Here is a 12,500-nt window from a genome sequence, read left to right as displayed (position 1 = left end):
TCGCTGCGGGGCAGGGGATGGCCGTATGCCCCAGGTGCAGTGCTCAGAACGCCAAAATGGTGTATCCGCAGGGAGCGCGGCCCGCGATCTCGCCGCCGCGCCAATATCCAGTTCCCGGAGGAAATCGACATGTCGGCCCTGCCGCTCTCAGGCATCAAGATCCTTGACCTCACCCGCGTGCTTGCCGGTCCCCTGTCGGCCCAGATGCTGGGCGATCTCGGCGCGGAGGTGATCAAGATCGAGCGGCCCGGCACCGGCGACGACGCGCGCGCCTTCGGGCCGCCTTACCTGACCGATCCCGAGGGCAAGGCCAACAACAACAACTCGTTCTACCTTTGCGCCAACCGCAACAAGAAGTCGGTCACCGTCAACATCGCCAAGCCCGAGGGGCAGGCGATCATCCGCGAACTCGCCAAGGACGTCGACGTCTTCATGGAGAACTACAAGGTCGGCGATCTCAAGCGCTACGGCCTCGACTACGAGACGATCAAGGCGATCAACCCCGGCATCATCTATTGCTCGGTGACTGGATTCGGCCAGACCGGTCCTTACGCGCCGCGCGCCGGCTATGACGCCATCCTCCAGGCGATGGGCGGCCTGATGAGTGTCACCGGCCATATCGACGGCGAGCCCGGCGAGGGCCCGATGAAGGTCGGCCCGTCGATCGTCGACTACATGACCGGCATGAACACCTCGATCGGCATTCTCTCGGCGCTCTATCATCGCGACGCCAATGACGGGAAGGGACAGCACATCGACGTCTGCCTGTTCGACACCGTCATCGCATCGCTGTCGCACTGGCTGCAGATCTACCTCGTCAACGGCAAGACGCCGCCGCGCCGCGGCACCTGGGGCAATGGCGGCATGCCGGCCGGCGTGTTCCGCTGCACCGACGGCGAGCTGATGCTGGTGGTCGGCAATGATGGCCAGTTCCAGCGCACCTGCGCCGTGCTCGGCGAGCCGGAGCTCGCCAACGACAAGCGCTTCATCAAGAACAACGACCGCGTCGTGCACGGCAAGGAGATCATGGCGATCTTCGCCGGGCTGTTCCTGAAGCGGCCGGTGGCCTACTGGCTGGACAAGCTGGAGGAGGCCGGCGTGCCGTCAGGCCCGATCAACAATTTCGAGCAGGTGTTTTCCGATCCGCACGTCCAGTCGCGCGGCATGCGGGTCAAGGTCGACCATCCGTTCGAGCACGACCTCTCGCTGATCCGCAACGCGCTGACCCTGTCGGAGACTCCGATCAAGGACTACCGCGCCCCGCCGCTGCTCGGGGAGCACACCCGGGAGGTGCTCGGCGGCAAGCTCGGCTATGATGCCGGGAAGATCGAGGCGCTGAAGCAGCAGGGGATCATCTAGCTTCGGCGAAGCAGTGCGCGAGCTATCCCTCTCCCCCTGTGGGAGAGGGTGGCTTCGCGAAGCGAAGACGGGTGAGGGCCGGCGCTTGTGGCGCGTTACATTGGGGCATGACATCACATGACATCAGGCAAAACCGTCATCACCTGCGCCATCACGGGCAACCTCACAAAGCCCGAGCAGTCGCCGTATCTGCCCATCACGCCCGAGCAGATCGCGACATCCGCGCTGGAAGCGGCTGAGGCGGGCGCCGCCATCGCGCACATCCATGTGCGCGATCCCGCGACCGGCCGGCCCTCGATGGAGATTGATCTCTATCGCGACGTGGTAGATCGCATTCGCGCGCGCAACAAGAGCCTCGTCATCAATCTCACGACCGGTCCCGGCGGGCGTTTCGTGCCCTCGATCGAGGATCCCCGCGTCGCCGGTCCCGGCACCACGCTGCTTGCTCCCGAGAAGCGCGTCGAGCATGTCGAGCTGCTCAAGCCCGACATCTGCACGCTCGACCTCAACACCATGAATTCCGGCGGCGAGGTCGTGATCAACACCCCGCGCAACGTCCGCATCATGGCCGAGCGGATGAAGGCCGCCGGCGTGCTGCCGGAGATCGAGCTGTTCGATTCCGGCGACTGCCACCTGGCGCGCGACATGTTCGCGGACGGCACGCTGAAGGGGCCGGGCCTGTTTTCCCTCGTGCTCGGCGTGAAATACGGCTTCTCGGCAACGCCGGAGACCATGTTCTATGCCCGCAGCCTGCTACCGCCGGGCGCGATCTGGTCCGGCTTCGGCATCGGCCGTGCCGAATTCCCGATGGTGGCGCAGGCGTATCTGCTCGGTGGCCATGTCCGCGTCGGCATGGAGGACAATCTCTTCATGTCCAAGGGCGTGCTGGCGAAGACCAATGCCGAACTGGTCGCGCATGCGGCTGGCATCTTGCGGAGCCTGGGGGCGACGGTGGCGACCGCTGCGGACGCGCGCGAGATGCTGGGGCTGATGCAATAGTTTGGCGGCAGCAGTGTGACACTGGCGTGGCCTTGTGCGAGGCTTGCGCGAAATCCCCAAATAAACACGGTCCGTACTCGCACAGGCTTTCGCTTCGCGCGCGACTCTGATTCGATCCTCCCCACTTAAGTCGGGAGGGAACGAATGTCCTACACGATCGGGTTTCAGGCCAAGGACCAGAAGGCAGTGCTGGCGACCGAGGCAGCAACGGCCAACCAGGCCGTCGCCATCATTGCCGCGCTGCGGCAAAGCGCCGACGAAATAAAGTTCATCCGTTCGCCCCAGGAAGGCGAGATGGGCATCGAGATGCTGCTGCTGCTCGCCAAGGAAGAGGCCGAGGAGATGCCGCAGCGGGTGTAACCTCGCCCGGGGAGACCACACTTCGATCAGAAGCGAAGCATGCCGGCTGCAGAATGATGTAGTCAGGCGCCAGTCTTGCTCGAACCGAAGGTGGCCTCCGATGAAACGCGAAGCGCTCCGCGTCGAACCGATCTCGACATTCCTCGATCGCGCGAAGGCGCCGACCTCGCCGGTGACGCGCGCCGGCAACATGATCTTCGTTGCCGGCCTGCCGCCATTCGACCCCGAGACGGGCGAGATCGCGGCAGTGCCGATCGAGCGGCAGAGCGAACTCGTCATGGCGCAGATGAAGCTGTGCCTGGAGACGGCAGGCGCCTCCCTCGACAATGTCATGAAGTGCAACGTCTACTGCACCTCGACAAAGCACTTCGCCGCGTTCAACGCGGTCTATGCGCGCTACTTCCCGATTGATCCGCCGGCGCGGATCTTCGTCTGTACGCCGGAATGGTTCGGCCCCTTCGATGTCGAGATCGACTGCATCGCGATGATGTGAGGGGCTAGCGCGCGTCCCGAGCCATTGCGCGGGCCGGCGCCTTCGCCTCACTCCGTCCCGCCGTCAGTGCCATCGTCGCGACGCTGACCACGCGCGCGACGACGTCCTCGACGTCGTCGAGATCGCATTTGCCTTCCGACAGTTTCGTCAGGCGCTCGCTTTCGCGGATGGTGTGATGCGCCATCGCGAGCGCGAAGTTGAGGCCCCAGTAGATATCGACGTCGCTGCGGTCGGGCAGGGCCCGGCGCATTGCGCCGGCAAATTTCCGCAGATGGTCGATCTCGCGGTTCTTGATGCGACGGATCGGCGGCACGGATTCGATCGAGGCGCGGATCATGAAGCGCGCCGCGGTGGAGCGTTGGTTCTCAGGACCGAGGCAGCCGCGCAAGGTCGGGCCGACCAGGGCGTGCAGGATCACCTCGATCGGCGCGCGGCCGCCGCCTTGCTCCTCCGCCGCCTTCAACTCGCGCAGGCGCTCGCGGTTGGTGGCGATCGAGCGGGAGACGAACAGCTCCGCAATCAACTCGTCCTTCGAGCCGAAATGATAGTTCACCGCAGCCAGATTGACATTGGCCTCCGCGACGATGTCGCGCAGCGTGACGTCGCCGAAACCGCGATCGGCATAGAGCCGTTCGGCGGCGGCGAGGATGGAAGATCTCGTATGATCGCTGGCCATGGATTGCCCTCAGGGGAGGGAGTTGCAATTCAAACACTTGTATGAAACTATCGTTTGAAGGCCGGAGAAAGTCAATCCGCATGATGGAATTGCGCCGCATCAAACGCGGCGCGGGTTCCATCAGGTATCTGCGAGCAGCCGGAATGGCGCTTGCGGGTCGCGCGCGGCGGGAGGACAGTCCGGCGCAAAACAGGCTTTCAAAGCGAGAGACGAGGAGCGTCCCATGGATTTCGATCTGTCCCCCAAGCAGAAGGAATGGCTCGACCGCGTGCAGTCCTTCATGGCCAAGCACGTGCGGCCGGCGGTGCCGATCTACAACGAGCAGGATCACAGCGGCGAGCGCTGGAAGGTCATTCCGGTCCTGGAAGACCTCAAGAAGAAGGCGAAGGCCGAAGGCCTCTGGAACATGTTCATGCCGCCGAGCGAGCATGAGGACGATGAATTCCGCGGCGCGGGATTGACCAATCTCGAATACGCGCTGCTGTCGGAGGAAATGGGCCGCATCACCTGGGCCTCCGAAGTGTTCAACTGTTCCGCGCCCGACACCGGCAACATGGAAGTGTTCATCCGCTACGGCTCCAAGGAGCAGAAGCGCAAATGGCTGCGTCCGCTGATGGACGGCGAGATCCGTTCCGCCTTCCTGATGACGGAACCGGCGGTGGCCTCGTCGGATGCCACCAACATCGAGACCCGCATCGAGAAGGACGGCGACCACTACGTCATCAACGGCCGCAAATGGTGGTCGTCGGGCGTCGGCGATCCCCGCTGCAAGATCGCGATCCTGATGGGCAAGACCGATTTCAAGGCGGCCAAGCATCAGCAGCAGTCGCAGATCCTGGTTCCGCTCGACACTCCCGGCATCAAGGTGGAGAAGATGCTGCCGGTGTTCGGCTTCGACGACGCGCCGCACGGCCATGCCCAGGTGCTGCTCGAGAACGTGCGGGTGCCGAAGGAGAATATCCTGCTCGGCGAAGGCCGCGGCTTCGAGATCGCGCAGGGCCGCCTCGGTCCCGGCCGCATCCATCACTGCATGCGCACCATCGGCAAGGCCGAGGAAGCGCTGGAGAAGATGGTGAGGCGGCTCACCTCGCGCACCGCCTTCGGCAAGAAGATCGTCGAGCACAGCGTGTGGGAGCAGCGCATCGGCGATGCCCGCACCAACATCGAGATGACGCGTCTGCTCTGCCTCAAGGCTGCCGACATGATGGACAAGGTCGGCAACAAGACCGCGCAGGCCGAGATCGCCATGATCAAGGTCGCAGCGCCCAACATGGCGCTGAAGATCATCGACGAGGCGATCCAGTCGTTTGGCGGCGCGGGCGTCTCTGACGACGCCGGCCTTGCCAAGGACTACGCCCACATCCGCACGCTGCGTCTCGCCGACGGTCCGGACGAGGTGCACAATCGCGCCATTGCAAGGCTCGAAGTTCGGAAGTATGCAAACTCTCCCAGTCATTAAGAGCGTGAGCGTCGAGGCGCTCCCGATCTGAAGAAACGACAGGGCTGATCCGATTGGGGTGACCGCTTGACGCAAGTGCGTCAGCGGTTACCGATTAGGATCATGCTCGACCTGAATTGGTCAGGACTGAAGAGGGAGCGTCACTGTGGCTGACGGCGTCAGGAAAGACGAAGAATTCTCGGGCACCAAGCCGGTCGAGGAGCGGCATCGCTTCGACGAGCTGCGCCTGGAAGCCTGGATGCGCGACAACGTCGAGGGCTATGAGGGCCCGCTGGTCGTTCTCCAGTTCAAGGGCGGCCAGTCGAACCCGACCTACCGGCTCAACACGCCGAACCGCTCCTACGTGATGCGCCGCAAGCCGTTCGGCAAATTGTTGCCGTCGGCCCACGCGGTCGATCGCGAATATCGCGTCATTGCGGCCCTTGGAAAGCAGGGCTTTCCGGTCGCGCACGCCTATGCGCTGTGCCAGGACGACAGCATCATCGGCGCCGCCTTCTACATCATGTCGATGGAGGACGGCCGGGTGTTCTGGGATCCGACGCTGCCGAGCCAGGATGCCGACGCGCGACGAAAGATCTTCACCAGCAAGATCGAGACGCTGGCAAAACTCCACATGTACGATCCCGTCGCGATCGGGCTCGGCGAGTTCGGCAAGCCCGGCAACTACTTTGCACGGCAGATCGACCGCTGGACCAAGCAATACCGGGCGTCCGAGACCCAGCACATTCCGGAGTTCGAGAAGGTGGCCGAATGGCTGCCCAAGACCGTGCCGGAGCAGGCGCGCGTCTCGATTGTCCACGGCGACTATCGCCTCGACAATATGATTTTCCACGCGACGGAACCGCGCGTGCAGGCCGTGCTCGACTGGGAACTGTCGACGCTTGGCGATCCCATGGCCGACTTCACTTATCTCTTGATGCAGTGGATCATGCCGGGCCTCGAGGGCGCCGACCTCAAGGCGCTCAACATCCCGAGCGTGGAGGAGGCGGCGCAGATCTATTGCAACGTCACCAAGATGACGGTGCCCGACCTCAACTGGTACTTCGCCTACAATCTGTTCCGCCTCGCCGGCATCACGCAAGGAATCGCCGGCCGCGTCCGCGACGGCACCGCCGCCAACGCCAAGGCGCTGGAGTCCGCCAAGCGCACCGTGCCGCTGTCGAAGGCCTCATGGGAATACGCGCAGAAGGCCGGCGCGGTGTAGGTGAGACAAGGGCGCGGCTGATGGCCGCGCTTTTTAGTTTGTGGTTCGCCGAAAACTCTTGTGTCCCGGACGCGGTGCAGCACGAAGTGCTGCTCCGCAGAGCCGGGACCCAGTCATGTCGCCAAAGTATTCAGTTCATCGGTGAGATCGCGCCAATCCGGATTGAGCTCTTCGATGAGCTTAAGCTTCCACGCGCGTCGCCAACGCTTCAGCGAATGTTCGCGTGAGCGCGCCTCGAGTATTTCGAAATAGACTAACAATGTGACGTCATACAGCCGCGTGAAGCCGGGTATCAGCTTGGCTTTGTGTTCGGTCATTCTACGGGCGAGGTCGTTGGTCACTCCGATGTAGAGAGTACCGTTTCGTTTGCTGGCGAGGATGTAAACGAAGAAGGGCATGTCTGCGCAGCCACTGTGTCGATGGCGATACGCTCTAAAGTTGCATGTTTCAATGCCGCCGCCAAGCACTCTGGGTCCCGGCTCTGCGGAGCGTCACTTCGTGCCGCACCGCGTCCGGGACACGAGACCGGATTTTCCGGTGTCCACATCTCTCTCGCCGTAGATGCGGATTAGCGGGGCAGTGTCGCGTCCCGGACGCGCTGCAACGCGTAAGCGTTGCTGCGCAGAGCCGGGACCCAGTCAAGTTACGGATATCGTCTAGCCCTTCACACAATGCGCGATCAGCTTCTCCACAAACCCCGCGCATTTCTCCAGCTCTGCCATCTCCACAAATTCATCCGGCGTATGCGCCTGTGCGATCGAGCCGGGGCCGATCACCACCGACGGGATGTCGGCCATGCTGGCGAACAGGCTCGCCTCGGTGCCGAAGGCGACCTTGGCGTGGTCGTTGCGGCCGGCGAGACTCTTGGCGAGCGTGACGATGGCCGCATCGGCCCTGGTGTCGAGGGCGGGGTAGTCGAGGATCTCCTCGAAATCGATGCCGCACTCCGGATGTCGCGCCTTCATTGCGGGCTCGAGCTCGGCTTTGGCCCAGGCGACGATCGCATCCGTCACCTCGCGCGACTCGGTGATGCCGATGCCGCGGCATTCGAAATCCACCGTGCAGGTATCGGGCACGATGTTGAGCGCCGCGCCGCCATGAACGATGCTGGTCAGCAGCGTCGAGTGCGGAACGTCGTAGAGGCTGTCGTTTGATCGTACGGCTGCGAGCTGGACGGCGCGGCGGCGGATTTCGACGATCAGCTCAGCGGCATATTCGATGGCGTTGACGCCTTCGGGCGCGATCGAGGAGTGGCGGGCGAGGCCGTGGAACGTCGCGCGTACGCCGTGCTTGCCCTTGTGGCCGATGATGACTTTCATCTCGGTCGGCTCGCCGATGAAGGCGCCTAATGGCTTGACCCTCTTCTTCGCGACCTCGTGCAGCATCGGGCGCACGCCGACGCAGCCGATCTCCTCGTCATAGGAGATTGCAAGGTGAATTGGCGTGTTGAGTTTCGCCTCCAGCATCTCCGGCACCATCGCGAGGCACACCGCGACAAAACCCTTCATGTCGGTGGTGCCGCGGCCGTAGAGCTTGCCGTCGCGCTCGATCAGCCTGAACGGATCGTGGCTCCAGTCCTGGCCGACAACAGGCACGACGTCGGTATGTCCCGACAGCACGATCCCCGGCCGATCCTCGGGCCCGATCGTGACCCAGAGCGAAGCCTTCTGCCCGGTCTCGTCGACGATGCGCTCGCTCTTGACGCCGAGCGCGGCGAGATAGCTTTCGATGTGCGCAATCAGGGGCAGGTTGGTGCGGTCGCTGACGGTGTCGAAGCCGACGAGGTCGGCGAGCAATTTGCGGATACGGTCGGGTCTTGAATTTGGCATTGTCACGTTTTGTTTGGAATTGCGGAAGCTGATGTTGTTTGCACGAACCATACCAACGTGGAGCCCTGATGAGCAAATCAACACAGGTTCGTAGCCTGGATGGAGCGTAGCGCAATCCGGGACCACTGCATCCGCTCGCAGGACCCCCGGATTACGCTTCGCTCCATCCGGGCTACAAGGTAGGGCGTTGCTTGGCGGTCTTGCCCGCGATTTGTTCCACCGCAGCGAGATCGCGCGGCAAAACCTGCTTGAACAGCGCGAGCGACCGCTGGCCTTCGGCAGGCGGCAGGACGATCGCATGGCGCACAGCGGCTGCGATCAGCACCATCGTCAATTGTGCGAAAGAGGCGAGGGCGGCCGCAGGGACAGCAGGCGCGACCCGCTTCAATGCATCGCTGAGCAGGCCGGCGAGAAAGGCGACATCCTCCTCGTCGATCTTCTGCAAGCTTCGGTCCGCCTGCGTCGCCTGCCAGATGTGATGCGCCACGGGGTGTTCGCGGAACATCTGCTCATAGCCGTCGGTGATGCGGCACAGTGCGGCGTGCAGGTCGGAGAGCTGCTTCATCTCGGCGAGGTCGCGCTGGACGCAGTCGCGGCCGATGGCATTGCAGCGCTCGGCGAGCGTTGCGATCACGGCGCTCTTGTCCGGAAAATATTGATAGAGCGAGCCGAAGGCGATTCCGGTGCGCTCGACGATGTCGCTCATCCGGAAAGCATCGCCGCCTTTCTCGGCGAGGATCTCGGTGGCGGCCATCAGGATGCGGTCGAACCGCTCCCGGCTCCGCTCCTGCGTCGGCACCAGCGGCGGGCGCCGCCCAGACGCCTGCGTCGCTTTGCCCGTGCGGCTTGTCCGATCCTTCATCCTGGTTCCCGCCATCTGCGCCTGACGCCACAAATAAGAGAGCTTATCGCATTTATCAAATGCGAGAAGTTATCGTGTTTAACGGAGGGCGTGGCATGCGGCAGGTTTTGACGACCGGGTTTCTCTGGTTTTCGGCAATCGGCTGCGGCCTGATGGCCGGAATCTATTTCGCCTTCTCGACCTTCATCATGACCGCGCTCGGCCGCCTCGATCAGGTCGCCGGCATCGCGGCGATGAACGCGATCAACGTCGACATCGTGCGTTCGCTGTTCATGCCGCTGTTCCTCGGCACGACGGTGGCGGGTGCCGCGCTGGTGGTGATGGGCGTGTTGCGCATCAGCGAGCCGGGTGCGGTGAACATGATTGCCGGCGGCGGGCTCTATGTCGTCGGCATGTTCGTGGTGACGATGGTGTTCAACGTCCCGCTCAACAACGCACTCGCCGCGATACAGCCATCCGCGCCGGAGGCTGGCGTGGTGTGGGCGACGTATCTGAAGGAGTGGGTGTTCTGGAACCATGTACGGACGGTCGCGTCGGTGGTGTCGACCGCGCTTTGTATCGCAGCGCTGACTTCGTAGACTTTGTAGCCCGGGTGAGCGGAGCGACACCCGGGACAACTCATGCCGCGAATCCCTACAAGACCGTGCGTTGCCCGTCGGGCAAAACACCCGAGCGGTGGGGCAATCCACTCCGTTAAAAATATTCCACTTTACCGAAATTCGGAAACGGCGTATGTGTTGCCGCAACCCGGCCCAAGGAAGAGGGGCGTATCGCGATCGTCACGAACGCGGGCCGGGCGGCGGTGGACGCAGGCCACATCGTCGCGAAGGGTTTCGCAGGGCGGGCAACCGTGAGCGAAGCCGTCGCGTACACGACCGGTGTGATCGGCGTACGGCCAAATCGTGTCGTCCTGGCGCCCGGGGTCTGTGCGCCAAGTCTTGCGGTGATGTGTGTCGTCCAACCGGGCGCTTACATCCGCCATCCGCAAGGCGACGGGGGCAATAGTGCATCGCTCCCCGGGGAGAGCACGACATACGCCGTTCCAACCACTGCGCAGGGAAGGCCGGTTGCTGAGGCTTCACCTGTATGCCGCTGTGCAATTTCTTGTTGCCACCTTTCGCACAGTGGACCGTGGGTGCCCGGCCGGCACCCGGTCTTCCCTGCGCCCTCTTTCAATCGGGGGTGAGGCGATGAAGCAAAGCTCGGGCGAAACAAGCCGCGAGGATGCGAAGCTGTGTCTGCAATAGAGATGCGAATGAAGAAGCGACGCTATCACCACACGCGCCGTCATTGCGAGCGCAGCGAAGCAATCCAGAAGCCCGCCGCGGAAAGACTCTGGATTGCTTCGCTGCGCTCGCGATGACGACGTGGAGAGAATTTCGCGCCATACTCCCGCTCTCGTGCCCCGGACGCAGCGCAGCGCTCCTTCAGCGGTGCGCTGCAGAGCCGGGGCCCATGTATCAGCGAGTTGTGCGGCCTGCTGTGTCCCGGCCCTGCGGAGCGTCACTGCGTGCCGCACCGCGTCCGGGACACGAGGGAGTGCCACTAAACCGGCTTGCCTGTATACGGCATCGACGCCGTCAGACCGCCGTCCACCGGGAACGCCTGGCCGTTGACATACGAGGCCTCGTCGCTGGCCAGAAACAATCCCATCGCCGCGAGCTCGTGCGGCTGGCCGGGGCGCTTGAGGGGGTTGAGCTGGCCGATCTTGTCTTGGGTGCCGCGCTCCTTGGCGCGGTCGAAGATCGGTTTCGTCATGCCGGTCTCAATCAGGCCAGGGCATACCGCGTTGATGCGCACGCCGGTGCCGGTGAGCGAATACGCCGTGGTCTGCACCAGGCTGATCACGCCGGCCTTGCTCGCCGCATAGGGATGACCGCTCGCGCCGGCCTTGAGGCCTGCGACGGACGCGGTGAGCACGATGGCGCCGGACTGCTGCTTCACCATGTGCGGCATCGCATGCTTCACTGCAAGGAACGGCCCGATCAGATTGACGCGCAGCACCTCCTGCCACTGTTCCACGGTCTGTTCGCCGAGCGGGACGAGCCCGCCGGAGACGCCGGCATTGGCCCAGATCACGTCGAGCCGGCCGTGCGTCTTCACCGCCTTGTCGATGACGGCGATGACGTCCTTCTCGGAGCCCGCATCCGCCATCATGGCTTCCGCGACGCCGCCGGCCTTCTTCACCTCGTCGACGGTCTCCTTCACCGCCTCGGTGCGATCGACCGCGATCAGCTTGGCGCCTTCCTTGGTGAAGAGGAGGGCGGCGGCGCGGCCGATGCCGCTGCCGGCGCCGGTGATGATGACGGATTTGCCTTGCAGACGGCCCATGCGTTTCTCCCTTTGGTGTGCCGCACGACGCTTGCCGCGCGACGGAATTTCAAACAAGATTTCAAACGGTAAAGTGTCTTGAGACACGTTCACACCTGACGTACAGCGACATCAAACGGGATGGAAGAGTTTCGATGGCAACCGCAGACAAGTCCAATGTGGTCACGACACGGTGGTGGTGGGTCCGTCACGCGCCGGTGCGCAATGACGGCGGCAACATCTACGGCCAGAGCGATCTCGCCTGCGACACCAGCGATACCTACGTGTTCAATGCTGTTGCCAAGGTGCTGCCACGCAAGGCGGTCTGGTATTCGAGCAATCTGATGCGCACACACCAGACCGCGGAAGCGATCTGGGCGGCCGGCTTCCCAAGGCCTGCGTCGATGAAACGGGAAGCGGATCTCGCCGAGCAGAACCTCGGCCGTTGGCAGGGCATGAACCGCACCCAGTTCATCGCCAGCCGTCCCGTGGGCACGAGCTGGTTCGCCGACATCAACGAGCCCGCGCCCGGCGGCGAAAGTTTCATGGACCTCTACAACCGCACGCGCCGTACCATCGAGCGGATCAACGGCGAGGCGGCAGGTCAGGACATCATCGCGGTCGCGCATGGCGGCACCATCAAGGCGGCGATTGGCCTGGCACTCGACGGTCAGGTGGAGCGGGCGCTGTCGTTCGACATCGACAATGTATCGATCACGCGGCTCGATTATTTCGCAAGCCCCGAGCGCACGGTGTGGCGGCTGCCGATGGTGAACCAGCAGCCCTGGATCGCCGACGACGCGCACGCGGCAATGCATCAGCCGGCGGGACCGGAAGTCAAGAAGCTCGCCTGAGTTAATAGTCGTTCCGGGATGGTCCGAAGGACCAGACCCGGAATCTCGAGATTCCAGGTTCGATGCTTCGCATCGCCCCGGAATGACATCAAATA

The 12,500-nt window shown here is 63.4% G+C and carries 13 protein-coding genes; 8 read left to right on the top strand and 5 right to left on the bottom strand.

Features of this window, described 5'->3' with window-relative positions; genetic code table 11:
- Window positions 1–129: 129 nt before the first annotated feature.
- The 4 genes from NLM15_RS27200 to NLM15_RS27185 all read left to right on the top strand — a co-directional run bounded on the left by NLM15_RS27200 (window position 130) and on the right by NLM15_RS27185 (window position 3,211).
- On the top strand, window positions 130–1,359 hold the full coding sequence (locus tag NLM15_RS27200; protein ID WP_254120501.1) for a CaiB/BaiF CoA-transferase family protein: 1,230 nt from the start codon (window positions 130–132) through the stop codon (window positions 1,357–1,359).
- 117 nt (window positions 1,360–1,476) lie between these two features.
- Window positions 1,477–2,358: a 3-keto-5-aminohexanoate cleavage protein gene (locus NLM15_RS27195; protein ID WP_254120500.1), complete on the top strand. Its 882-nt coding sequence runs from the start codon at window positions 1,477–1,479 to the stop codon at window positions 2,356–2,358.
- A gap of 144 nt (window positions 2,359–2,502) precedes the next feature.
- Complete coding sequence (locus NLM15_RS27190) at window positions 2,503–2,718, top strand: hypothetical protein (protein ID WP_166342295.1); 216 nt, start codon at window positions 2,503–2,505, stop codon at window positions 2,716–2,718.
- Window positions 2,719–2,818: 100 nt separating this feature from the next.
- Complete coding sequence (locus NLM15_RS27185; RefSeq protein WP_254120498.1) at window positions 2,819–3,211, top strand: RidA family protein; 393 nt, start codon at window positions 2,819–2,821, stop codon at window positions 3,209–3,211.
- A gap of 4 nt (window positions 3,212–3,215) precedes the next feature.
- On the opposite strand, the gene NLM15_RS27180 is transcribed toward NLM15_RS27185, so the two are convergent.
- Window positions 3,216–3,887 carry a TetR/AcrR family transcriptional regulator gene (locus NLM15_RS27180; RefSeq protein WP_254120496.1) on the bottom strand — a complete coding sequence of 224 codons (672 nt, stop codon included), beginning with the start codon at window positions 3,885–3,887 and terminating at the stop codon, window positions 3,216–3,218.
- 223 nt (window positions 3,888–4,110) lie between these two features.
- Between NLM15_RS27180 and NLM15_RS27175 the strand changes: the two genes are divergently transcribed.
- The gene (locus tag NLM15_RS27175) at window positions 4,111–5,346 is read left to right on the top strand and encodes an acyl-CoA dehydrogenase family protein (protein WP_254120495.1); all 1,236 of its coding nucleotides are present in this window, start codon (window positions 4,111–4,113) and stop codon (window positions 5,344–5,346) included.
- A 145-nt stretch (window positions 5,347–5,491) separates the two neighbouring features.
- Complete coding sequence (locus NLM15_RS27170; protein WP_254120493.1) at window positions 5,492–6,550, top strand: phosphotransferase; 1,059 nt, start codon at window positions 5,492–5,494, stop codon at window positions 6,548–6,550.
- 113 nt (window positions 6,551–6,663) lie between these two features.
- Here the strand turns inward: NLM15_RS27170 and NLM15_RS27165 are convergent, their stop codons facing one another.
- From NLM15_RS27165 to NLM15_RS27155, 3 genes are all read right to left on the bottom strand, one after another.
- Entirely contained in the window at window positions 6,664–6,948 is a 285-nt protein-coding gene (locus tag NLM15_RS27165) for a GIY-YIG nuclease family protein (protein ID WP_254120492.1), read from the bottom strand.
- Between the two features lie 258 nt (window positions 6,949–7,206).
- Window positions 7,207–8,379 carry an acetylornithine deacetylase gene (gene argE, locus NLM15_RS27160; RefSeq protein ID WP_254120491.1) on the bottom strand — a complete coding sequence of 391 codons (1,173 nt, stop codon included), beginning with the start codon at window positions 8,377–8,379 and terminating at the stop codon, window positions 7,207–7,209.
- Window positions 8,380–8,551: 172 nt separating this feature from the next.
- Window positions 8,552–9,241: a TetR/AcrR family transcriptional regulator gene (locus NLM15_RS27155; RefSeq protein ID WP_254120490.1), complete on the bottom strand. Its 690-nt coding sequence runs from the start codon at window positions 9,239–9,241 to the stop codon at window positions 8,552–8,554.
- A gap of 95 nt (window positions 9,242–9,336) precedes the next feature.
- Between NLM15_RS27155 and NLM15_RS27150 the strand changes: the two genes are divergently transcribed.
- Window positions 9,337–9,819 (top strand): DUF1772 domain-containing protein, encoded by a 483-nt coding sequence (locus tag NLM15_RS27150; RefSeq protein ID WP_254120489.1) that lies wholly within the window; start codon window positions 9,337–9,339, stop codon window positions 9,817–9,819.
- A gap of 967 nt (window positions 9,820–10,786) precedes the next feature.
- On the opposite strand, the gene NLM15_RS27145 is transcribed toward NLM15_RS27150, so the two are convergent.
- Window positions 10,787–11,572, bottom strand: coding sequence for an SDR family NAD(P)-dependent oxidoreductase (locus NLM15_RS27145; RefSeq protein WP_254120487.1), 786 nt, complete (start codon window positions 11,570–11,572; stop codon window positions 10,787–10,789).
- A 134-nt stretch (window positions 11,573–11,706) separates the two neighbouring features.
- On the opposite strand from NLM15_RS27145, the gene NLM15_RS27140 reads away from it, so the two are divergent.
- A complete protein-coding gene (locus tag NLM15_RS27140) occupies window positions 11,707–12,405 on the top strand; it encodes a histidine phosphatase family protein (protein WP_254120485.1) in 699 nt (232 codons plus the stop codon).
- Window positions 12,406–12,500 lie beyond the last annotated feature (95 nt).

It is taken from the genome of Bradyrhizobium sp. CCGB20, assembly GCF_024199855.1.
Classification (GTDB): domain Bacteria; phylum Pseudomonadota; class Alphaproteobacteria; order Rhizobiales; family Xanthobacteraceae; genus Bradyrhizobium.
The sequence above is the reverse complement of the archived record's forward strand: the minus strand, read 5'-3'. Positions and strand labels throughout refer to the sequence as shown.